This window comes from Pseudomonadales bacterium (assembly GCA_024234165.1).
GTDB lineage: Bacteria > Pseudomonadota > Gammaproteobacteria > Pseudomonadales > UBA5518 > UBA5518.
In genome coordinates, this window is the sequence record JACKOP010000003.1 from 110,680 (window position 1) to 133,459 (window position 22,780).

At 66.6% G+C, this 22,780-nt stretch carries 21 protein-coding genes; 12 read left to right on the forward strand and 9 right to left on the reverse strand.

What is annotated here, in order from left to right; all coding sequences use genetic code 11:
* Positions 1-112 precede the first annotated feature (112 nt).
* From H7A12_09830 to H7A12_09845, 4 genes are read left to right on the forward strand one after another with little or no spacing between them, the layout of a single operon-like run.
* Positions 113-679 carry a chorismate lyase gene (locus H7A12_09830; GenBank protein MCP5321107.1) on the forward strand — a complete coding sequence of 189 codons (567 nt, stop codon included), beginning with the start codon at positions 113-115 and terminating at the stop codon, positions 677-679.
* A 29-nt stretch (positions 680-708) separates the two neighbouring features.
* On the forward strand, positions 709-1,572 hold the full coding sequence (gene ubiA / locus H7A12_09835; protein ID MCP5321108.1) for a 4-hydroxybenzoate octaprenyltransferase: 864 nt from the start codon (positions 709-711) through the stop codon (positions 1,570-1,572).
* Between the two features lie 8 nt (positions 1,573-1,580).
* Positions 1,581-2,852, forward strand: coding sequence for a M48 family metalloprotease (locus tag H7A12_09840; GenBank protein MCP5321109.1), 1,272 nt, complete (start codon positions 1,581-1,583; stop codon positions 2,850-2,852).
* Positions 2,853-2,904: 52 nt separating this feature from the next.
* On the forward strand, positions 2,905-3,324 hold the full coding sequence (locus H7A12_09845; GenBank protein MCP5321110.1) for an acyl-CoA thioesterase: 420 nt from the start codon (positions 2,905-2,907) through the stop codon (positions 3,322-3,324).
* Positions 3,325-3,328: 4 nt separating this feature from the next.
* Here the strand turns inward: H7A12_09845 and uvrD are convergent, their stop codons facing one another.
* Entirely contained in the window at positions 3,329-5,503 is a 2,175-nt protein-coding gene (uvrD, locus tag H7A12_09850) for a DNA helicase II (GenBank protein MCP5321111.1), read from the reverse strand.
* 149 nt (positions 5,504-5,652) lie between these two features.
* Here uvrD and H7A12_09855 point away from each other — a divergent pair, with 149 nt between their 5' ends.
* The 3 genes from H7A12_09855 to H7A12_09865 all read left to right on the forward strand — a co-directional run bounded on the left by H7A12_09855 (position 5,653) and on the right by H7A12_09865 (position 8,739).
* A complete protein-coding gene (locus H7A12_09855) occupies positions 5,653-6,078 on the forward strand; it encodes a DUF4399 domain-containing protein (protein MCP5321112.1) in 426 nt (141 codons plus the stop codon).
* 22 nt (positions 6,079-6,100) lie between these two features.
* The gene (locus H7A12_09860; protein ID MCP5321113.1) at positions 6,101-7,897 is read left to right on the forward strand and encodes an ATP-binding cassette domain-containing protein; all 1,797 of its coding nucleotides are present in this window, start codon (positions 6,101-6,103) and stop codon (positions 7,895-7,897) included.
* Positions 7,898-7,977: 80 nt separating this feature from the next.
* Complete coding sequence (locus H7A12_09865) at positions 7,978-8,739, forward strand: enoyl-CoA hydratase/isomerase family protein (GenBank protein ID MCP5321114.1); 762 nt, start codon at positions 7,978-7,980, stop codon at positions 8,737-8,739.
* 22 nt (positions 8,740-8,761) lie between these two features.
* On the opposite strand, the gene H7A12_09870 is transcribed toward H7A12_09865, so the two are convergent.
* Positions 8,762-10,456 (reverse strand): FAD-binding protein, encoded by a 1,695-nt coding sequence (locus H7A12_09870; protein MCP5321115.1) that lies wholly within the window; start codon positions 10,454-10,456, stop codon positions 8,762-8,764.
* Positions 10,457-10,781: 325 nt separating this feature from the next.
* Here H7A12_09870 and H7A12_09875 point away from each other — a divergent pair, with 325 nt between their 5' ends.
* The 4 genes from H7A12_09875 (at position 10,782) to H7A12_09890 (ending at position 13,317) form a co-directional block, all read left to right on the forward strand.
* Positions 10,782-11,360 carry an RNA polymerase sigma factor gene (locus H7A12_09875; protein ID MCP5321116.1) on the forward strand — a complete coding sequence of 193 codons (579 nt, stop codon included), beginning with the start codon at positions 10,782-10,784 and terminating at the stop codon, positions 11,358-11,360.
* Positions 11,357-11,671, forward strand: a complete 315-nt coding sequence (locus H7A12_09880) for a hypothetical protein (GenBank protein MCP5321117.1) — start codon at positions 11,357-11,359, stop codon at positions 11,669-11,671. Before H7A12_09875 ends, H7A12_09880 begins: the two co-directional genes overlap by 4 nt.
* On the forward strand, positions 11,664-11,978 hold the full coding sequence (locus H7A12_09885; GenBank protein ID MCP5321118.1) for a DUF3106 domain-containing protein: 315 nt from the start codon (positions 11,664-11,666) through the stop codon (positions 11,976-11,978). The genes H7A12_09880 and H7A12_09885 overlap by 8 nt, the downstream gene beginning before the upstream one ends.
* A gap of 97 nt (positions 11,979-12,075) precedes the next feature.
* Positions 12,076-13,317, forward strand: a complete 1,242-nt coding sequence (locus H7A12_09890) for an alpha/beta hydrolase (GenBank protein ID MCP5321119.1) — start codon at positions 12,076-12,078, stop codon at positions 13,315-13,317.
* Positions 13,318-13,355: 38 nt separating this feature from the next.
* Here H7A12_09890 and H7A12_09895 read toward each other — a convergent pair whose 3' ends face one another.
* From H7A12_09895 to H7A12_09910, 4 genes are read right to left on the reverse strand one after another with little or no spacing between them, the layout of a single operon-like run.
* Positions 13,356-13,937, reverse strand: coding sequence for an NnrU family protein (locus H7A12_09895; GenBank protein MCP5321120.1), 582 nt, complete (start codon positions 13,935-13,937; stop codon positions 13,356-13,358).
* A gap of 33 nt (positions 13,938-13,970) precedes the next feature.
* Positions 13,971-14,339 carry a VOC family protein gene (locus H7A12_09900; protein ID MCP5321121.1) on the reverse strand — a complete coding sequence of 123 codons (369 nt, stop codon included), beginning with the start codon at positions 14,337-14,339 and terminating at the stop codon, positions 13,971-13,973.
* 19 nt (positions 14,340-14,358) lie between these two features.
* Entirely contained in the window at positions 14,359-15,432 is a 1,074-nt protein-coding gene (locus tag H7A12_09905; protein MCP5321122.1) for an MBL fold metallo-hydrolase, read from the reverse strand.
* Between the two features lie 38 nt (positions 15,433-15,470).
* Positions 15,471-17,432, reverse strand: a complete 1,962-nt coding sequence (locus H7A12_09910) for a pyrroloquinoline quinone-dependent dehydrogenase (protein ID MCP5321123.1) — start codon at positions 17,430-17,432, stop codon at positions 15,471-15,473.
* Positions 17,433-17,541: 109 nt separating this feature from the next.
* Here H7A12_09910 and H7A12_09915 point away from each other — a divergent pair, with 109 nt between their 5' ends.
* Positions 17,542-18,129 carry a CAP domain-containing protein gene (locus tag H7A12_09915; GenBank protein ID MCP5321124.1) on the forward strand — a complete coding sequence of 196 codons (588 nt, stop codon included), beginning with the start codon at positions 17,542-17,544 and terminating at the stop codon, positions 18,127-18,129.
* Here H7A12_09915 and H7A12_09920 read toward each other — a convergent pair.
* The 3 genes from H7A12_09920 to glmU form a co-directional block, all read right to left on the reverse strand.
* Positions 18,081-19,403 (reverse strand): hypothetical protein, encoded by a 1,323-nt coding sequence (locus tag H7A12_09920; protein ID MCP5321125.1) that lies wholly within the window; start codon positions 19,401-19,403, stop codon positions 18,081-18,083. The two genes, H7A12_09915 and H7A12_09920, sit on opposite strands and share 49 nt — an antisense overlap.
* Positions 19,404-19,509: 106 nt before the next feature.
* On the reverse strand, positions 19,510-21,345 hold the full coding sequence (gene glmS / locus H7A12_09925) for a glutamine--fructose-6-phosphate transaminase (isomerizing) (protein ID MCP5321126.1): 1,836 nt from the start codon (positions 21,343-21,345) through the stop codon (positions 19,510-19,512).
* Positions 21,346-21,372: 27 nt separating this feature from the next.
* Positions 21,373-22,734, reverse strand: coding sequence for a bifunctional UDP-N-acetylglucosamine diphosphorylase/glucosamine-1-phosphate N-acetyltransferase GlmU (gene glmU, locus H7A12_09930; GenBank protein ID MCP5321127.1), 1,362 nt, complete (start codon positions 22,732-22,734; stop codon positions 21,373-21,375).
* Between the last annotated feature and the right edge of the window lie 46 nt (positions 22,735-22,780).

Sequence of the window (22,780 nt, forward strand, 5' to 3'; positions counted from 1 at the left end):
AGCGTTCACGTGATCCGCGCGTGACGACACGTCTCGTAATGTTTTGCGACACGCTCAGCCGACATGCAACCGGATAGAATCTGCGGCGTTTCGTCTCACGGAGACACGCGCATTGCACCCACCGCCACCCGCGGGCATCCACCCCGACGAGCCTGCATGGAAGCCCTGGCGGCGTTTCGATGCGCTCGAGCTGCCGCGGCGAACCCGCAGCTGGTTGCTCGACGAAAGCTCGCTGACCGCACGCCTGCAGGCAGCCAGTGGCAACCGTCTGCGCGTGCGGGTGCTGAACCAGCAGTGGCAACGCCCGCGCACATCGGAGCGCCATGCACTGGGCCTGCGCGCACACGAAGTCGCGCTGGTACGCGAAGTGGTGCTGGAATGCGCCGGCGAACCCTGGGTGTTTGCCCGCAGCATCCTGCCGGCAACGACCCTGCGCGGACGGCTTCGCCACCTGCGTCGCTTCGGTGAGCGCTCGCTCGGTGCGCTGCTGTTTTCCACCCGCGGACTGCACCGTGCGCCGTTCGAGCTGGCGCGTATCGACGTCGCACACCGGGTACTGCCTGCCGCGTTGGCCGGGGCTGCGCCGGTATGGGGCAGGCGTTCGGTGTTCCACGTGCACGGCGCACCGCTGCTGGTTGCGGAGTTCTTCCTGCCGGCCTGCCGACTGCCCTCGCTATAATCCGTGCGCCCTTCGCGAATGACCGGTACATGAACCTGCTCGAGCGCCTGTCGCTGTATCTGCAACTGATCCGTTTCGATCGCCCGATCGGCAGCTTCCTGCTGCTGTGGCCGACGTGGTGGGGGTTGTGGCTGGCCGCCGAAGGCACGCCCTCGGCTGCGAACCTGCTGATCTTCACCGCGGGCGTGTTCCTGATGCGCTCGGCCGGATGCATCGCCAACGATTTCGCCGACCGCGATATCGACGGTGCTGTCGAGCGCACGCGCGAGCGTCCGCTCGCCACCGGCCGGGTGAGCAAGCGCGAGGCACTCGCTCTCGCCGCGGTACTGGTGCTCGCTGCATTCGCGCTGGTGCTCATGACGAACACCCTCACCGTGCTGCTGTCGGTCGCGGGCCTGGTGTTTGCGATCGGCTATCCGTACCTGAAACGCGTTACCCACCTGCCGCAGTTTGGACTCGGTGTCGCGTTTTCCTGGGGCATCCCGATGGCGTTTGCTGCCGAACGCGATGCACTGCCGCCCGCGCTGTGGGTGCCGTTCAGCGCCGCGCTCCTGTGGAGCGTGGTCTACGACACCTTCTATGCCATGGTCGATCGCAACGACGATCTGCATATCGGCGTGAAGTCGACCGCGATCCTGTTCGGTACGGCAGACCGGTTCGTGATCGCGATACTGCAGGTGCTGGTGCTGCTGCTGTTGTGGCTGACCGGACGGCAGTTCGGGATGGGAACGCCGTACGCGGTCGCGCTGCTGGTCGGAGCCATCCTGTTCGGCTGGCAGCAGTATCTGGCGCGCAACCGGCAACGCGAGCCGTGCTTTCGCGCATTCCTGAACAACAACCTTTTCGGAGCCGCCGTGTTCCTGGGCATTGCTGCGGACTACCTGCTGCGATGAGGCAAGCCATGCGAATCCGGCCTTTCCTTGCGGTGCTGCTTGCCATCGGTCTGCTGATTCCCGGCTGCGGACTCCCGCAACGCACGGGACCGTCTGCAGCCGCAGAAGTGGATGCGGCCGAACGCATGCGCCTCGGTACGGCCCTGTTCGTGGTACTGCAGCAACGGATCGGTGGCACCTGGGCGCTGGACCCCGCGCTCGGCGCCTACGTGTCGGCAATCGGCACCACACTGGCACGCCTCAGCGAGCACCCCGAGTTCAAGTGGGAGTTCGCACTGCTCGACCAGTCGGCGCCGGGTGCGTGGGCGCTGCCGGGCGGCAAGATCGCCATCACGCGCGGCCTGCTCGTGACACTGGACGACGAAGCCGAGCTGGCGGCCTTGCTCGCGCTGGCGATCGAAGGTTCACTGCAGCCCGCCGGCATTGCCCCGGACCCGCTGCTCACGGGCGCGGCGAGCGCGCTGGTCGAGATCGGCCCCGTGCACAGCGGTGCCGCATGGCAGCAGGTGGCACTGCGTACCCATCCGCCTGCAACCGTGCCGCAGCCGGCACCCACCCGCGAGGATTCGACAATCGACGAGGCGGTGCGCCGTCAGCTCGAGCGCGCCGGCTACGCACCCCTGGCACTCGCGGACCTGCTGCAGCACCTGGCCATGCTGGCCGGTGAAGCGGATCGGAGCTACGCAAGCCTTGCCGTCCATCACGCGTCGGCAGAGCGCGCCGAAGCCGCACAGCGCAACGCGCAGAAACCCGGTGGCGGGGAACGCGGTGACGCACGCTTCCACGACCGCATCGCACGCCTTCGCCGTGATTCACCGGCCTATGCGCACTACGACCGCGGACTCGACGCACTGGAGTCGGATCGGTATGCAGAGGCTCTGGCAGCAGCCGACGCCGCGCTGCGACGGCAACCGCGCGAAGCGCTGTTCCACGAACTGCAGGCGGTTGCTGCATCCGGGCTGCAACGTCCGGCCGCAGCATTCACCGGCCTCAATCGCGCGATCGCACTGAACCCCGGCTTCTTCCGTCCGCATCTGCTGCGCGGACTGCTGCATCTGGTTCGCGGCAACCTCGAGCCTGCTGCCGAGGATCTGCTGGCCGCAAACCGCCTGCTGCCGAGTGTGGAAGCCACACTGGGGCTCGCCGAAGTCGCACGCGGGCTCGGCGATACGGCAACGGCACGCGCACGTTATGCGGAGGTCGCGGGCGGCGACTCGGCAGCGGCCAGATTCGCACGCAAGCGTATTGCACAATTGTCGGGCGAACCAGTGACGCCCTGAACGCACGCGCCACCCTTGCACCGCTCTTCTCGAGAAACAGGAATCCTGAACGATGTCACACTGCGACGACTCTCCGGGCCCCGGCGGCGAACTTGCCTTGCAGACCATTGCCATGCCGAAGGACACCAATGCCAGCGGTGACATCTTCGGCGGCTGGCTGCTGTCGCAGATGGACCTCGCCGGTTCGGTTGCGGCTGCGAAGATCGCTGCCGGGCGGGTCGCCACCGTCGCGATCGATCGCATGAGTTTCATGGTACCGGTCAAGGTCGGCGCACTCGTGAGTTGCTACACACAGGTGATGGCGGTGGGCCGCAGCTCGATCCAGGTGCAGGTCGAAGTATGGTCGCGGCTGACCACTGCCACGGGAGCAGCGCCGATCGTCCACAAGGTGACCGAAGGCACCTTCGTGTTCGTCGCGATCGACGAGGAGGGACGCACGCGGGCGCTGCCGGCGCCGGTGCCGACCAGGTGAACGTTCAGCCGAACGGTTCGAGCCTGGCGTAGGACAGCACCAGCCATTTGGCACCCGCACTGCGAAAATTGACGCTGACGCGGGCGCTCGCACCCTGACCCTCGAAGTCGATCACCACCCCCTCGCCGAAGGTCGGGTGGCGCACACTCTGGCCCAGCCGCAAGCCACCCGGGGCGGGTTCACTGCGACGTGTCACACCCGCTGCGAAACCGCCGGGGGCAGCCACCGGACGCGTCAAGGTCACGCGCGGACGCACTTCGTGCAGCAACTCCGGCGGGATTTCGCGCAGGAAACGCGACGGCGTATTGCGGGTCTCCATGCCGTGCAGGCGACGCGACTCGGCGTAGCTCAGGTACAACAACTGCATTGCACGCGTGATGCCGACGTACGCCAGCCGGCGCTCCTCTTCGAGTCGGCCCGGTTCGTCGATCGACATGCGGTGCGGGAACAGGTTCTCCTCCAGCCCGCCGATGAACACCAGCGGGAACTCCAGCCCTTTCGCTGCATGCAGCGTCATCAGTTGCACGCTGTCCTCGTGGTCGTCGGCCTGCGCCTCGCCGGCATCGAGTGAAGCACTGTCCAGAAACTGCTGCAGCACGTTGCCGCGCGGATCGTCGGGGACGAACTGCCGACACGCGCTGACCAGCTCGTCGAGGTTCTCCGCGCGCGTCAGGCCACGCTCACCCTTTTCGTTGCGGTGGAAATCGAGCAGCCCACTCGCACCGAGCACATGATCGATCAGAGGTGCGAGTTCCAGCTCGCGGGTCTCTTCGGCGAGGCGCTCGATCAATTCGATGAAAACAGCCAGCGCGTTGCGCGCGCGCGCCGGGAGATGCGACAGGACTGCAGACGCCGCGCGCCACAACGATATCCCTGCGCTGCGCGCACGCTCACGCAGCAGATCGAGCGTTGCGGTACCGATGCCGCGTGGCGGCGTGTTCACGACCCGCTCGAACGCCGCGTCGTCGTCGCGATTGCCGAGCAGACGCAGGTAGGCGAGGGCGTTGCGGATCTCGAGCCGCTCGTAGAAGCGCTGGCCGCCGTAGACGCGATACGGAATCGCGCTGCGCAACAACGCCTCTTCCAGCACCCGCGACTGGGCGTTCGAACGATAGAGCACCGCGACGTCGGCGCGCGCGTGCCCGTTGGCGAGCCAGTCACGGATGCGGTCGACGATGAAGCGAGCCTCGTCCTGTTCGTTGAACGCTGCGTACAGCGTGATCGGCGAGCCTTTCTCCCCACTCGTCCACAACTGCTTGCCGAAACGGCCACGGTTGTGTGCGATCACGGCGTTGGCAGCGTCGAGAATCACGCCGGTCGAGCGGTAGTTCTGCTCCAGGCGCACGATGTGTGTGCCGGGGAAGTCCCGCTCGAAACGGTGGATGTTCTCGATTTTCGCGCCCCGCCAGCCGTAGATCGACTGGTCGTCGTCGCCGACCACGGTAAGGCGTGCGCTCTCCCCGGCCAGCACGCGCAACCACGCGTACTGGATCGTGTTGGTGTCCTGGAACTCGTCGACCAGGATATGACGGAAGCGCTCGCGATAATGATGGAGCAGGGCCTCGTCCTTCAGCCACAATTCGTGCGAACGCAACAGCAACTCGGCAAAATCGACCAACCCGCCGCGCGCGCAGGCGGTTTCGTAAGTACGGTAGACGGTCAACATCGTCGTGTGGAAGCGATCGGAGCCGTAGTCGTCGATGTGCGCCGCGCGTCGCCCCTCGTCCTTGTGCGTGTTGATCCAGCCCTGTGCCTGGCGCGGCGGATAACGATCCTCATCGATCCCGAGATCCCGGTAGGCACGCTTCACCACGCGCAACTGATCGTCGGCGTCGAGAATCTGGAAATTCTGCGGCAGGCCGGCCTCGTTCCAGTGCGCCTTCAGGAAGCGGTGCGCCAGGCCGTGGAAGGTGCCAACCCACATGCCACGGGTCGAAAGCGCCGTCATCTCCTCGATCCGTGCCCGCATCTCGCGCGCGGCCTTGTTCGTGAACGTCACCGCCATCAACCCGTACGCGGAGAAGCCTTCGTGGTAGATCAGCCACGCAATACGGTGCACCAGCACGCGCGTCTTGCCGCTGCCGGCGCCGGCGAGGACCAGCAGATTCGCATCGGCGGCAGCAGTAACCGCCTCACGCTGGGAGGGATTGAGTCCGTCGAGGATGTCTTCCGGGTGCATGGGGTGATTCTACCCGGTTGACGACCACGCCGTTGCCGCCATGCGGTTCGGTCCGGGTCGAACGCTGCTTTTGTTATGCTGGCGACCCGCGCATATCGGCGCAGTCACGCCATGACACGTACCCCCGGCATAGCACAAGGAGAACCATGATGAACCACCCAAGCCGCCTTCTCTGTGCGGTGGCCCTTGCACTGGCCGCCGTCGGCACCACCCATGCCGGCACGCCGGCTCCGGAAGGTGCCCGCGTCTACTTCATCGAACCGACCGATGGCGCCACGGTGAAAAACCCGGTGACCGTGCGTTTCGGCCTGCACGGCCTGGGAGTGGCACCGGCCGGGGTAGAGCGACCGGATACCGGACATCATCATCTGCTGATCGACGTGGACGCTCTGCCGCCGCTCGACCAGCCGATCCCTGCCGACGCGCAGCACCGCCATTTCGGCGGCGGGCAGACCGAAGCGACGCTGGAACTCCCACCGGGTCGACACACGCTGCAGTTGCTGCTCGGTGACTATCAGCACGCCCCGCTCCAACCCCCGGTTGCATCGGAACGGATCACGATCACCGTCGAATGAGGCGCGAGGCCGCACGACCACGATGAGTACATTGCTCAGCATCGAGCGGGCCGGGCTGGCCTACGGGCTTCACCCCCTGCTCGATGAGGCCACGCTTGCGGTAACGCGCGGGGAACGCATCGGGCTGATCGGACGCAACGGCACCGGCAAGTCTTCGCTGCTCGGCGTGATCGCAGGCCGGGTCGCGCTCGACGACGGCGTGGCGCGCGTCGCCGACGGGCTGCGGGTGATCCTGGTCGAGCAGGAGCCGGAACTCGCACCTGGCCCGACCCTGCTCGCCAGCCTGCTCGCACGCGCCGCGGAACAGGTCGGATTCGACGACAGCGAGCACTGGCGCTTCGAAGCACGGCTGCGGGAGTTCCTGCAGCGCTTCGGACTCGACGCCGAAGGCGGCACGCAGCGGCTCTCGGGTGGCGAGCGCAAGCGCGCAGCGCTGGCACTCGCGCTCGCGCTCGCGCCGGATCTGCTGCTGCTCGACGAACCCACCAACCATCTCGACATCGACGGCATCACGCTGCTCGAGGAACTGTTGCTGCGCGTATCGGCGGCGATCGTGATCACGCACGATCGCGCCTTTCTGGACCGCTTCGCGACCCGGATCGTCGAGCTCGACCGCGGGCTGCTGCGCTCGTACCCGGGCAATTTCGCTACCTACGAGTCGCGCAAGGCGGAACAGCTTGCCGCCGAACAGGTTGCCGCACGCAAGTTCGACGCATTCTGGGCGCAGGAAGAAGTGTGGATCCGCCAGGGAATCAAGGCCCGACGCACCCGCGACGAAGGCCGCGTGCGACGACTGGAACGGCTGCGCGCCGAGCGTGCCGAGCGCCGCGAGCGCATCGGCAAGGTACGCCTGCACCTCGATGCCGGCGCGCGCTCCGGCAAGCTGGTTGCCGAACTCGAGCGGGTCGACAAACAGTTCGGCGGGCGTTATGTGGTGCGCGACCTGTCGCTGCGCCTGCTGCGCGGGGACCGCATAGGCCTGATCGGCCCGAACGGTGCCGGCAAGAGCACGCTGATTCGCCTGATCCTCGGGCAGCTCGCGCCCGATGCGGGAACGGTGCGGCTCGGCAGTGGCCTCGAGGTGGCCTATTTCGACCAGATGCGCGCACAGCTCGATGCGCGCAAGACGCTGATCGAGACGATCAGCCCCGGTTCGGAGTGGGTCGAGACCGGTGGCCAACGCCGCCATGTGATCAGCTATCTGGCTGATTTCCTCTTTCCTTCCCAGCGTGCGAACTCACCGGTCGGCACGCTGTCGGGCGGTGAGCGTAACCGGCTGCTGCTCGCTCGCCTGTTCGCACGACCCGCCAATCTGCTGGTCCTGGACGAGCCGACCAACGACCTGGACATCGAGTCACTGGAGCTGCTGGAGACGACGCTGCAGGGTTACGACGGCACGCTGCTGCTGGTAACACACGACCGCGTGTTTCTGGACAACGTGGTTACACAGACGCTGGTCGCGGAGGGCGATGGGCGCTGGCAGGAGTACGCGGGCGGCTACAGCGACTGGCTGCTGCAACGTCCACAGAAGGAGACTGCAAGCCTCGAGCGTACAACGACCGCGACACCTGTGCGTACCACCGAACGGCCGCAGGCAAGCACCCGCAAGCTCGGTTTTCGCGAGCAGCGCGAACTCGCGGAACTGCCGGTGCGAATCGAGGCGCTGGAACAGGAACAGGCCGGGCTGCTGGCCAGCATGGCGAACGCGCCGGCAAACGAACTGCACGCCGCATCGCTGCGCGCAGCAGCGATCGGCGAGGAGCTCGAAGCGGCTTTCGTGCGCTGGAGCGAACTCGAGGAACGTGCAAATGCCGGCTGAGTGGGACGCAACGCCCACCCGCGACCGAAGGCAACAGCTCGCAGCCGGACGGCTGATCCAAAAAAGGAGGAGATCCGACGATGGACGTGGTACTGAGCGAACGACGCGGCGCGTGCACCGTGCTCACCCTGAATCGGCCGCAACTGCTGAACACCATCAGCAATCCGATGCTCGAGCGGCTGGAGGCAGCTCTGGACGCGGAGCACGACAGCGACAGTCGCGCGCTGGTCCTCACCGGCGCCGGGCGCGCGTTCTGCGCCGGGAGTGATCTGAGCGAAGCGCACGCCGACCCGCAGGTGCGCATCCGGCGCGTCCACACGCTGATCGCCCGTCTGCGCGGATTTCCAAAGCCGGTCATCACCGCGATCAACGGCCTCGCGCTCGGCGGTGGCCTCGAACTTGCCCTCGCATGCACGTTCCGCGTGGCACGCCGAGGCGCGAAACTGGGTCTGCCCGAGATCAAGCTGGGGCTGCTGCCGGCTTATGGAGGTACGCAACTGCTGCCGCGGCTGATCGGTGAGAACCGGGCGCTGGAGATGATGCTCGGCGGCGAACCCGTGGACGGTGCAACCGCTGGCACGATCGGACTGGTGAACCGGGTATGCGAGGACAGCGATGACGTGGTCGCGGTCGCGACGGAATTTGCCGCGATGATTACCCGTCACAGCCTGGTGCCGCAGCGCGCCATCCTGCACGCCGTACGCGAGGGCGGATCGCTGCCACTCGACGAGGCACTCGCACTCGAGCGCACACTGGTGAAGGAAGTCGCCGGCAGCGCCGATACGCTGGAAGGCGTACAGGCCTTCCTCGAAAAGCGGTCACCGCGCTGGCAGGACCGCTGAAGCCGCCGGATCCGGTCGGGAGCTACGCCTGCGGTGTGCAGGCGTGCTCCGCAGCGAGGAAGCCGAACACCATCGCGGGGCCGATGGTGCCGCCGGCGCCCGGGTAGGTTTCGCCCATCACCGACGCCGAACTGTTGCCTGCCGCGTACAGCCCCGGAATCGCCCGTCCCGAGGCATCGAGCGCCCGCGCATGGGAATCGGTAACGATCCCGCCCTTGGTTCCCAGGTCTCCGGGGTACACCTTGACCGCGTAGAACGGCGGGCGCTCGAGCGGCGCAAGACAGGGGTTCGGCCCCACTGCCGGATCGCTGTAGTAGCGATCGGAAAGCGTCTCACCGCGCCCGAAGTCCTCGTCGCGACCACTGCGCGCAAAGCCGTTGAAGCGCGCGACGCTGGCCGTGAGGCCTTCGGGGTCGATTCCAATCGCACGCGCAAGCTCCGGCAACGAATCGGCGCGGGCCAGAAAGCCGTCGCGGATGGACGCCGACAGCGCCGCGTCGGGCTGGATCGAACCCGGGCGCAGCGGCCCGACCGGGTAGCGGTGGCGAAAGGTGGCATCGAAGACCAGGTGTGCCGGAATCGCTGCGGCTCCGCTGTGGTGTGCGGTGTACATGCCCTTGACGAAGTCGTTGTACGGCGAGGACTCATTGACGAAACGTCGGCCCGCGGCATCGACGACGATCGAACCCGGCAAACCCTTTTCCATCACGATCACGCGCGGAGTCGCTTCGCCCTCGACCATGAACACCGGACACCACCATGCCTGGTCCATCAGATCGAGCGCCGCGCCGGCCGCCTCGGCAATCCGGATCGCATCACCCTCGTTGCTCGGACACCCCGCCGCCCAATCGGCACCGATCGGCATCTGCTGGTAGCGCTGGCGCATCGCTGCGTTCTTCTCGAATCCACCGGCAGCAAGCAGTACGCCTTGCCGAGCCCGTACGCGCACGCTGCGTCCAGCGTGGTCGATCAGGGCACCGGCGACGACCCCGTTTTCGCACACCAGCTCGCGCAGCGGCGAGTCCAGCCACAGTGGCACCTGACGATCCAGCAACGAGAGGCGCAGGCGCGCGACCAGCGCGGCGCCGAGCGTGTACGACGTGTTGCCGGCACCGCTGAGGCGAGCGCGCAGGTTCAGGTAATAGGCGGCGGCATGCCGGGCGACCAGCAGCAGACGTGGCAGTCCGCCACCCAGCATCGTCGGAATCTCGGCGGCTTTCATGCTCAGGAACGGCAACGGACGGCGATGCTCGAAACCGAGGCGCTGCTGCGTGCGCTCGGGTCCGAGACGCAGGGCATCGAATTCCGTCGGCTCGATGGTGCGCGCTCCGGGCTTGCCGCCCGGCGCCTCGGCGTAGTAATCACAGTAGGTCGGTACCGCCTCGAACACGACGTGGCTGTGGATCGCCAGGTACTCGACCATGCGCGATGCCGCGTCTACATAGGCGGCGAGTCGTGCCGTCGGCACACGACCGGCGGTGATGTGTTCCAGATAACGCAATCCCTCGGCGTGCGAATCCGGGACCCCGAACCCGGCCATGCCGGCGTTCGCAGGCACCCAGATCGCACCGCCTGACATCGCGGTGGAGCCGCCGAAGCGCGACGATTTCTCGACCACCAGGACGCGCGCGCCCAGATCGACCGCCCGCAGCGCGGCCGTCATTCCGGCCGCCCCGGAACCGACGACCAGCCAGTCGACTTCTTTGTCCCACGTCATCCGCTTGCTCCGCCGTGTACCGGCTCCGTTCGATGTGCGCCGGAGTATAGGGCTGCGCCGACCCGATCGCCGCGCTGCTGCATTACTGGCGCATTACAGCGGGTGTTGCAAAAGGGCTGCGAAGGCACCGTCACGCGCACGCCATGTCAACGTCGAGCGCCGTTTGCGACACCCTCTGTACGAACGATTCCGCTGCACAGGCGGGCGCAGGCTGGTGTAACCTCGGCAGCACGGTGCGGCCGGCGTCAACCGATCCCGGCGCTGCACGTTCTCGTTAACGATTCGAACGCGGTGCCGACGCGCGTTGCCTTGCTGCAGGAAAGCGATGCGCCAGAGTGAGGACGGCAGCGCCGACGACGAGACGGGAACCGTGAGCGACCTGGCGACGTTCCTGCGCTCGATCGAGCGTCGTGGTTTTCTGATGGCCCGCCTGGCGCTGGGCAACGAGGACGATGCGCTCGATGCACTGCAGGACACGATGTTGCGGCTGGTGCAGCGTTATGCCGGCCGACCGCCCGCTGAGTGGCGGCCGCTGTTCTATCGCATGCTCCACAACCGCATCACCGACACGCGGCGCCGACGCACGATTCGTGCGCGCCTGTTCGGCTGGATGGAGCGCCACCGGGACGACGACGATGCGGATGAGCCGTTGGCGCAGATCGCCGACCCTGCCGTCACCGATCCGGTACGGCTGATCGGCGGTGAAGAAGCGGCGGGCGCGCTGATGGAAGCAGTGGCAGCCCTGCCGGCACGCCAGCGCGAAGCGTTCATGCTGCGTTGCTGGGATGGACTGTCGACAGCGGAGACAGCCGCAGCGATGGGTTGCAGCGAAGGCAGTGTAAAGACACATTATTCGCGGGCGTTGCACGCCCTGCAGGAGCAACTCGAGGAGCACCACGGATGAACGGAGTGGAAGGCGGGTGGCGCGAGATCCTGCGCCGACAGGAAAACCGGCTGGACGCGGGACTGCTCGAGCGTATCGGCGTCGCGCGCCGACGGGCACTGGCGGCAGCGCACCTGCCGTGGTGGCGCCTGCACGCACCGGCCCTCGGCGGTGCGGTGCTTGCGACGGTACTGGCGGTGGCCGTGTTGCTGCCGTCGATGCAGCAGCCGTTGCCGCAGCGCGGCGCAGGGTTGCCTGACGACACGGTGTTTTACGAGAATCTCGACTTCTACCTGTGGCTGGCAGAATCGGAAATGGGGGCCCATGACTGACCGGCGTTCCATCCGTCCGCTGCTCGCTGCCGTCACGCTGGCACTGCTGGCGTGCTCGAGCGCATTGGCCGGACCACGTCACGGCGAACGCGCAGCGCAGGACTCCAGGGAGCGCGAGCGCATCGAGCAACGCGAGCAGCGTTTTCGCGAACTGCCGCGCGAGCAGCAGCAACGTCTGCGCGATGCCGAGGATCGCTACCATCGCATGAGCCCGGAGCAACGCCGGGAGCTGCGCCAGCGCTGGCGCGACATGAGCGACAGCGAACGCGATCGCTACCGGCGCCGCGTCGAACGCTCCAGAAACTGAAGCAACGGGGTGCGACCGGTCGCGGCGCATGCGTCTGCTATGATCGGTACGCGCCTTCGATCAACTCTTCCCACCTCAACCGCTGCGGAACCTGATGATGGATACCCTGCTCGCGCTGCTTGCGCTGTTCAACGTGATCTCGATGCTCACCGTATTCGTGCCACGCACGTTTCCGGATAACGCCCTGCCCTGGTTCGTGTTCGGATTCGCGTTGCTGGCAACCGAACTCGCCTGGATCTGGCTGCCGCTGCAGATCATGCTGGCGTTGCTGTTCGTCGCCGGTGGGGCGCTCGGCTCGACGCTCGGCTGGATTGCCCTGGTCGTGCTGCTGCTGTCCTGGCCGGGGTTGCTGCACAGTCTGTGGCTCGGTCTCGGCAGCGGGCGTATCGTCGAGGCGGCGCTGGCGAACGCGCTCGGCACCGATTATCCGGGGCAGATTCCCCCTGCTGCCGCGTCCCGCCTGCGCAGCAGGGTCAGCTTCAATGACTGGCGCCACCCGTTCACGATGAAGCGCCCGGACGTCGAGGTCATCCGCAACGTCGCCTACGCCGACGGCGGCATCCGTCAGCAGGTCGACATCTATCGCCCGAAGGTGATTCCGCCGCAGGGCTGTCCGGTGGTGCTGCAGATCCACGGTGGCGGCTGGATCATCGGCAACAAGGAAGACCAGGCCCTGCCGCTGATGTACAAGCTGGCCAGCAACGGCTGGATCTGCGTGGCAGCGAATTACCGCTTGAGCCCCAGCGTCGGCTTTCCGACCCACCTGCACGACTGCAAGGCAGCGCTGGCGTGGATCCGCACCCACGGACGCGAGTACGGCATGGACCCCACGTTCGTCGCGGTGACCGGCGGCTCAGCCGGCGGGCATCTGTGCGCGCTGATGGGGCTGACCGCCAACCGGACCGAATTGCAGCCGGGGCACGAAGGCGTCGACACCTCGGTACAGGCCTGCGTGCCGTTCTACGGGGTCTACGACATGCTGAACCGCTCGGGAGCCCGCCCCGACACCCGCAAGTTCTTCACATTCCTCGGGGAACGCGTACTGCACGCCTCGGCCACGGAGAACCGTGAACGCTGGGAGCTCGCATCGCCGGTGAGCCAGGTCCACGCGGACGCACCGCCGTTCATGGTGCTGCACGGTTCCTGCGACAGTCTCGCACCGGTCATCGATGCACGGCTGTTCGTAAGGCGCCTGCGCGAGGTATCGAAGAACCCGGTGGCCTATGTCGAACTGCCTGGCGCCGAACACGCCTTCGAGATCATGCACTCGCCACGCACCGAACACGCGATCGACGGCGTAGAGCGCTTCCTGGAATGGGTCCGCGCCACGCGCAGCTGACCCCGACCTTTTGCGAGCGGGGCTACTTCGCGAGGGGGCTACTTCGCCAGCAGATCGACGCCGGTCAGCCAGCCGTGAGCACTGCCGAGCATCACGACCCACAGCGCCGCCCCGAGCGCCACCGCCACACCATCGCGCCACAGCGGGCCCGCAGGGTAGCGGGTGCCGCTGGCGCGATCACGCCGGCGCAACGAGCTGAAATCGAATCCGGCCCAGAGCAGGATCGCACCGAACAGCACCACGTCGACGAGTCGCCCGTTCGCCAGCAGGTGCCCGGCAGCCCAGAGCTTGGTTGCCGCGACCAGCGGATGACCTATCGCCGCCTTGATGCGGGTGCCGGGCACGAAGGCGGCAGCTGCGACGGCAAGCGCCGGCAACATCAGCAGCGTTGCCGCCGGGCCAGTCCAGACCGGTGGCGCGTACAGCAAGGGGCTCGTCTGGCGCGCCGCCGCGTAACCGGTCACGACCAGCACCAGACCGGCCAGCGAGACCAGCGAATAAAGCGCCTTCCAGCCGTTCGGGCCGAGGCGGGCCAGCATCCGTGCACGCCAGCCGTCGGCGAAGAGGCGCACCGAGTGGCTGCCGAGCAGCAGCAACAGGCCGGACAGCAGCATTTCCATCGCGGGGCCTCCTGGGCGACGCTCGGGTCGTGATCAGCCGAAGACGCAGGCGACCAGCTTGTTGCCGTCGATGTCGCGGAAATAACCACCGTAGAAGCCGTCGCCACGCGGTCCGGGTGCTCCCTCGTCACTGCCGCCGAGCTCGAGCGCCTTTGCATGCACCCGCGCCGCCGTCTCGCGATCACGCGCGGCCAGCGCCACCATGGTGCCGTTACCCACCGTCGCCGCCTTGCCGTCGTACGGCGTGCAGACTGCCAGCATCGGCGCGCCCATCTGCGTAGACCAGATCACCATGCGATCCATCTGCATCGTGCGTGTGGCGCCCATCTCGCCGAGCAGGGCGTCATAGAACGCCGTCGCGCGCGCGAGATCGTTGGTTCCCAGGGTCACGTAACTGATCATGATTGCTTTCCTCGTCGTGTCACATCGTAAAGTCGACCGTATCCGGCTTCTGCGTGTACCAGTCGACGCCATCTGCATCGCGTTCCCGGCGTACCATGCGCCGCCCGACCAGACAGTTCAGGTGCGCGAGTGTCTCGCCGGTTGCCATCACCAGTATTTCGTTCGTCAGTTCGCGCCTGAACATCACGCGGGCGCAATCGACGGCACGCCTGGGTTCTGCCAAGGCGTCGAACAGGGTGACCAACGCGCGCTCGTGCGACTCGATGATCTGCGTCAGGCGCACGTGCAGACCGAGAAAAGGCGCCAGATGCCCCGGCAGTACCAGCACGGTATCGGGGAGGCGGGCGCGGATACTCTCGCAGGAGTTCAGCCATTCCTTCAGCGGATCACCCTTCGGTTCGGTGGGAAACACGCTCACGTTCGGTGTGATCCGCGGCAGCACCTGGTCGCCCGAGATCAGCAGCTTCAGCCCCGGGCAGTACAGCGAGACGTGCTCCGGCGAGTGGCCACTGCCGACGATGACCTGCCAGTAGCGATCGCCGATCTCGATGGTTTCGCCGTCGACCAGCCGCCGGAAGCTGTCGGGCAGTGCGGAAATGCGGCTGCCGAAGCTGCCGAAACGGCTGCGGTAGGTATCGAGCATCTGCTCGTCGTAGCCGGCGGCGCGGTAGAAGCGGATCGCAACGTCCGGCGCCGGCTGGCCGGTGTAGTCGGCCAGCGTGTGACACATCAGGAACTCTTCACGCGAGACCCACAGATCGCAGTCGAAGCGGCGCGTCAGCCAGCCGGCCAGACCGATGTGATCAGGATGCAGGTGGGTGCAGATCACACGGCGCAGCGGCTTGCCGCCCATGAACCCCGAGAACAGTCCCTCCCAGCGCGCACGCGCTTCGGGCACGTCGAGACAGGTATCGACGAGCGTCCAGCCATCACCGTCCTCGAGCAGCCACAGATTGATGTGATCGAGCGCACCCGGCATCGGGAAGCGCAGCCACCACACGCCATCGGCGACCTGCAGCGGCTCGGTCGGCGCAGCCTTGGCTCCCCAGGGAAATACCAGGCCGCGCAGCTTTTCATGGGTGGTGGACGGCATGTGCACTCTCTCTCCGCGATACTCCTGCTGCCGGCATGTTAGCGCGGATCACGCTGCGGCGACTCGGGCAACGCAAAGGCGATCAGCTGATCACTGTGCGCCTGCTCCGGAAAACCGAAATGCCCGGCCGCAGCGATCACGACGAACTGGCGGCCGTCGCCCGCACGGCGGTAGATCATCGGTGTGGCGTGTCCTCCGGCGGGCAATTCTCCCTTCCACAGCTCCTCGCCGGTTTCGCTGTCGAAGGCGCGCAGGTGGCGGTCGGGGGTAGCGGCGATGAAAGTGAGCCCGCTGGCCGTCACGCTGGGCCCGCCGATGTTCGGCGCTCCGCGCAGGCGTGAAAACGGCCATGGCGCCAGGTGCTCGAGCGTTCCCAGCGGCACTTCCCAGCGCTTGTCCCCACTCGCCAGATCGATCGCACTCAGCGTTCCCCACGGCGGTGCGTTGCACGGCACACCGAGCGGTGACAGCAGCGGTTCGATGCGCAGGCAGTACGGGGTTTCGAGCTGCGGGGCCACCAGCGACTCCTTGCCTGCTGCCTCGCACTGGTCGCGCGGTATCAACTTCAACTCGGCAGGCATGAACAGCGTGTTCAGGATCAGCAGTCCGCGCCCGGGATCGATCGCCGGTGTGCCCCAGTTGTTGCCGCCCATATCGCTCGGGTAGAACAGCGTTCCGGCCAGCGAGGGCGGGGTGAACATCCCTTCGTTGCGCAGACTGCGGATCTTGCGCTGGCACGCGCCACGATCCCAGAACGTGAAGCCCCAGGCATCGTCGGCGTCCAGACGGTGCGGGTGCAGCGGTGCGGGCTTGACCGGAAACGGCTGGGTAGGTGCCAGGTATTCCCCGGGCACCTCCCAGTTCTGCGGCACCGGCCGCTCCTCGACCGGGAACAGTGGTTCACCGGTTTCGCGATTCAATATGAACAGGTGGCCCATCTTGGTCGGCTGCGCGAGCGCAGGGATGCTCCTGCCGTCACGGCGCAGATCGAACAGCGTCGGCTGCGCCGGCGTGTCGAAATCCCAGATGTCGTGGTGTACCGCCTGGAAGTGCCACACCAGCTCGCCGCTCGTACCACGCAGGGCAACCACCGAACTCGAGTAGTGGTCGCTGCCGTTGCGCAGACCGCCATAGAAGTCGGTCGAGGTGTTGCCGGTCGGGAGGAACACCAGGTCGCGCTCGGCATCGACCGAAATGATCGACCACACATTCGGCGTACCGCGCCGGTACAGGGGCTGGCCCGAGTCGTCGCGTGTGTGGCTTTCGCCCGGGGGAATGCCGTCCCAGTACCACAGCAGCCGGCCGCTGCGTACATCGAAGGCACGCACCACGCCACTCGGCATGTGGTTGTGGGTACGATCGAGCACGAACGCACCGGTGATCACCCGGTCGCCGATCACGGCCGGCGGCGAAGTGACCGAGTATTCGTATTCCTCGAGCGCACCGAGCCCGGCGCGCAGATCGACCTGGCCTTCCTCGCCGAAATCGCGGCAGGGTTTGCCGTCGCGCGCATCGAGTGCGATCAGGCGACTATCGAGGGTGCCCATCAGGATACGGTGCTCGCAGGCGGCACCACGTGGCTCGGGATCCTGCCAGCTCGCGACGCCGCGGCAGTTCACCAGCACTTCACGATCGACATCGACGCCCGGGTCGTAACGCCATTTTTCCACGCCGGTCGCCGGATCGAGCGCAAACACCTTGTTGAAGGCCGTGCAACCATACAGCGTGTCACCAACCAGAATCGGCGTGAGCTGCCAACTGCTCGCCCTGGCACCCCTGTCGCCGGCTGCAAGATCCGGAGCCCGCGCCTGGCGTACGTCGCCGCTGCGATAGACCCATGCCTGGCGCAGCAGATGCACGTTGTCGCGCGTGATCTGGGTCGCTGCAGAATAATGGCCACCGCCGGGTGCGCCGCCGTAGGTCGGCCAGCCGGCTTCGGCGCCGGCTGGAAATTGCGCCGGTGTCTCGCGTCCGCAGGCGCTCAGCATTGCGAGCAGCATCACAAAGGGCAGTTTCCGGGCAGCGGATCGCAACAGTGTGTCTCCCTGATGAGCTCGGCCCGCGCTAGAGTGAGCAGGACCGAAGCTGAATGCAAGTGTCCACAGAGCCATGCCCGTATTTGCCGTCCGCAGCCTGATCACTGCCGTAGTCGCAGCGTCGTTGCTCGCCGCCTGTGCGGGCGCGCCGGCACCGGAAGCACGCTCCACCCGGCCGGCGAGCGCTGACGAACAACGGCGCTTCGCTGACAGCATCAACACCTATCGCGTCGCCCGCCGACTCCCGCGAATCACCGTGTCGGCGTCGCTGATGGCGGTGGCTCGCGCGCACCTCGATGACCTCGAGCAGCGCCACCGGCGCGACGCGCAGTGCAATATGCATTCGTGGAGCAATGCGGGCAACTGGTCAGGGTGCTGCTACACGCCCGATCATGCCAGGGCAGCATGCATGTGGAACAAGCCCAGGGAGATCACGGGCGGGCGCTACAGCTCGCCTGGTTACGAGATCGTCGCGCATTACAGCGACCCGATCACGCCGGCGCGTGCACTGCTGATCTGGCAGGAAAGCCCCGCGCATCTGGCGATGTTGCTGAACACGCAGCAGTGGGCGCAACACCCGTGGCAGGCGATGGGTGCAGCGATCGGACGCCACTATGCCGTGGTGTGGTTCGGCGAGGAACCTGACACCGCCGCCGACTGAGGCACGACGCGCGGCACGGCCACGCCGTCCCCGAGCACGAACACCGACGCCAGGCCGCCGGAGATCGTGCGCAGGTTGGTCGTCTGGCCCTGGTAGAGCCGCGCACTGAGCAGGCGTACCTGTGCCCCATAGCTGACACAGCGCAGGTCGAACTTCAGCGCCGGAGCATCACTTGCCGGGGTGGCGCGGCGCGTCGGCGGCGGCGTGTACGCCTGCGCGATGTACTCGCCGGAGGCGACGATCTCGGCCCACACGCGCTTGGTCAGGCGTTCGCCCCGATACGCACCGCGGCTCGCGTAGCCCGCGAAGGGCTTGAAGAAATAGTGTCTGCGCGCGTTCCACAGCACGTTTGCGTCGGCGGCCGTCACGATCCGTGCCGGCGGCACGTGCGCGCCGAGCACGCGTCGCGTGCCAGCAGGAACGCCGATGTGCTCCAGCCAGACCGCATCGGACAGCAGCACCAGCCCGCGCTTGTCGGCGTAGAGCGCGTGGTGGCGCGGCGAGGGGGTCAGCACGACGGCGTCGGCCAGATACGCTGCCCGCAGCGACGCGTGCGCTGGTTCCCGCAGCGTGAAGTCGGTGCAGCGGTTGTAGACCAGATCGACCGCCTGCGCGCCGTGACGCAGCTCACCGTCGACGAACACGAGTTCCTCCGGAGCGACGATCTCGCAGTCGATCCCGGCACGACGGAACAACGCACGAAACAGCAGGAACTCCGGGTACAGGAACTGCTCGACCGGACGATCGTCGACGATGCGCACCCGGCGCAACGCGCGCTCACCGCGCGCCAGTCGCCATTCGTTGCAGAAATCCTCAAGCCATTGCGCCGGCGCATCGCGCCCGCTGGTCGGCATCGCGAGTGCCCGCCCCATTTCCGCGCAGGCGTCGCGCTGGCTGTCGGCAAGCAGCGCCGCCAGATAGGCTCCGCCCGCATTGGTGTTGATTTCGATCAGCTTCGCCCCGTCGGGCTCGGGATGGAAGTCGAACGCCATCATCGCACTCAGGGTGTGCTGGTCCGGCCAAGGGCTGTCCGCGAGCGCGACTTCCTGGAAGGCAGGCAGCGCCATCACCTCGTGCGCTGCGTCGACGGTCGCGCGCATTGCGTGCCACTGCGCGGCATTCGCAAACACGGGGTAGGGGGCGAACAGGTGTTCGCGGCCGATCAGGTATTGCGGCAAACTGCCTTCACGCAGCAAGGCCTCGCGAAAATGTCGCTCCAGCATCGCGACATCGAGCGAGATGCAGTGGCACTGCGCGTTCAGGGTATCGGGCATCGGACGCGATCGGGCAGGGTAGGCGGCGAATTATAAGCAGCGGACCGGGCACGCAGTGCCGGTCGGTACAATTCACCTCGGCCGGACCGGATCACTCGCTGGCGCGCTACTCCACGGTGACCGATTTCGCGAGATTGCGCGGCTGGTCGACATCGGTACCCTTCATTATCGCCACGTGGTACGAGAGCAGTTGCAGCGGCACGGTGTAGACCACGGGTTCGAGGATCTTCGATACGTGCGGCATCTGGACGACGGTCATCGTCGGGCTGTCGGTGAAGCCGGCTTGTTCGTCGGCGAACACGTACAGCCGCCCGCCGCGCGCCTGCACCTCGGCCAGGTTGGAGCGCAGCTTTTCCAGCAACTCGTTGTTCGGTGCAACCGTGACCACCGGCATCTGTTCGTCGACCAGTGCCAACGGCCCGTGCTTCAGTTCGCCCGCGGCGTAGGCTTCGGCGTGGATATACGAGATTTCCTTGAGCTTCAGCGCGCCTTCCATTGCAACCGGATACTGCACGCCACGCCCCAGAAACAGCGCGTGATCCTTCTCGATGAAGTCCTCGGCGACGGCGCGGATGCGCGCATCCAGACCCAGCACCTGCTCCACCAGTGCCGGCAGGGCGTGCATCGCTTCGACGATGGTGCGCTCCTGCGCCGTGTCGGCGCCGGCACGTTTCGCCAGCACCGTGGTCAACAGCATCAGCGCCACCAGTTGCGTCGTGAAAGCCTTGGTCGAGGCGACGCCAATCTCGGGGCCGGCTTCGGTCATGATCGCCAGATGCGATTCGCGCACCAGCGACGATTGTGGCGCGTTGCAGATCGCCAGCGTGGAGCGGTAGCCGAGGGTGTGTGCAAGACGCAGCGCCGCAAGCGTGTCCGCTGTCTCACCCGATTGCGAGATGGTCACGAACAGCGTGTCCTTCGCCACCACGAGCTTGCGGTAGCGGAACTCGCTCGCGATCTCGACCGCGCACGGAATACCTGCGTACTCCTCGATCCAGTAACGCGCGACCAGCCCGGAATGGTAGCTGGTACCGCAGGCGACGATCTGTACCGCGGCGACGTTCGCGAAAACCTCGTCGGCCGCGACACCGAAGGCCTGTTCGTAGACATGGTCGCTGCCGATGCGCCCGCGCAAGGTGTTGGCGATGGCACGCGGCTGCTCGTGGATCTCCTTCAGCATGAAGTGGCGGAATGGCCCCTTGTCGGCATGATCGGCCGCGTCGCCCAGGCGTTCCACCGGGCGGTGCGTGTCGCGCCCCGCGGCATCGAACACGCGCACGCCGAGCGTGGTCACGTCGGCGATATCGCCTTCCTGCAGGAAAATCACGCGATCGGTGACCTGGCGCAGCGCGATCTGGTCCGAGGCCACGAAATGTTCACCGATACCGATACCGATCACCAGCGGACTGCCCTGGCGCGCAGCCACCAGGCGATGCGGCTCGTCGCTCGCGATCACCGCGATCGCGAAGGCACCCCGCAACTCACCAACGGCACTGCGCACCGCGTCGAGCAGGGACAAGCCCCGCTGCGCACGCAGGTGATCGATCAGGTGCACGATCACTTCGGTATCCGTCTCCGAGACGAATTCGTAGCCCGCCGCCTGCAACCGTTCACGCAGCTCGTTGTGGTTCTCGATGATGCCGTTGTGCACCAGCGCAAGCCGACCGTTGCTGGCGTGCGGGTGCGCGTTGGCTTCGCTCGGACGCCCGTGCGTGGCCCAGCGCGTATGGGCGATCCCGGTCGTGCCATCGAGCGCGGCACGGTCCACGCTGTCGCTGAGCGCGGCGACCTTGCCGGTACGCTTCACGCAATCGATACGACCGCTCGCATCGAGCAGTGCAACCCCGGCCGAGTCGTAACCGCGGTATTCGAGGCGCCGCAGCCCCTCGATCAGGATTTCGGCTACAGGTCGCTGGGCGACGGCTCCGACGATTCCGCACATGGTCCTTTCCTGTTCTCGAGGTGTACGTCAGGTTTTGGCCGGGCGTTTCCAGCCGACAATATTGCGCTGGCGCCCACGCGCGACCGCCAGCGTTTCATCCGGTACCGCCGAAGTGAGCACTGACCCCGCACCAACGGTCGCGTTGCGCCCCACCTCGACTGGAGCAACCAGCGACGTGTTCGAACCGATGAATGCGCCGTCGCCGATCGTGGTGCGGTACTTGTTCACGCCGTCGTAGTTGCAGGTGATGGTGCCGGCGCCGACATTCACGTGCTGGCCGAGTTCGGCGTCGCCTACGTAACTCAGATGATTGATCTTGCTGTGCGGGCCGATGGTCGCCTGCTTGGTTTCAACGAAATTGCCTACACGTGCACCCTCGGCCATGCGTGTGCCCGGGCGCAGGCGCGCAAAGGGGCCAACGCTGCAGCCGGCGTCGACCTCGGCGTTCTCGAGCAGCGAGTTCGGATGCACCGTCGAGCCGGTTCCGATGCGGCTGTTGCGCAGCACACAGTTCGCGCCGATGCTGACGTAGTCACCGAGTTCGACCTCGCCTTCGATGATCACGTTGATGTCGATCGTGACGTCGCGCCCGTGGTGCAGACGCCCGCGCAGATCGAACCGTGCCGGATCACGCAGCGTGACGCCGGCCAGCAGCAGTTCGCGCGCCTTGCGCGCCTGCCAGGCTCGCTCGAGCACGGCGAGCTGTTCGCGGTTGTTCACGCCCGCGACCTCCTGCTCGTCGCTCGCGGTGAGCGGACGCACACCAACGCCCGAACGCGCGGCCATCGCGATGACGTCGGTCAGGTAGTACTCACCCTGCGCGTTGTCGTTGCCGAGTGCGGGCAACCAGTGATGCAGCCGCGCGTTCGGCAACGCCATGATGCCGGTATTCACTTCCCGCACGGCGTGCTGGGCGACCGTGGCGTCCTTGTGCTCGACGATCGCCGCAACGCGCCCGTCGGCATCGCGCAGGATCCGTCCGTAGCCGCTGGGATCATCGAGCTCGACGGTCAGCAGGGCCAGCGTCCCCTCGTTCGCGATCGCGACCAGTTCGCGCAGCGTGGACTCACGCACCAGCGGCACGTCACCGTAGAGGATCAGGGTGGTTCCATCACGCGCAAGCAGCGGCAGCGCCTGCTGAACCGCATGACCGGTACCGAGTTGTGCTTGCTGCACTACCCAGTTCGCCGATACGTCGCCCAGTGATGCACGCACCCGCTCGGCACCGTGCCCGATCACGACGTTCAGGCTGCGCGGCACGAGGGCCAGCGCCGAATCGATCACATGCCGCAACAGCGGCTGGCCGGCGAGAGGGTGCAGGACCTTCGGCAGGTCGCTGACCATGCGGGTGCCCTGACCCGCGGCAAGGATGACAATATCGAGATCCACGATTCACTCCAGCGAGGCACACCAGCCCGACCGATGCGGGCCGTTG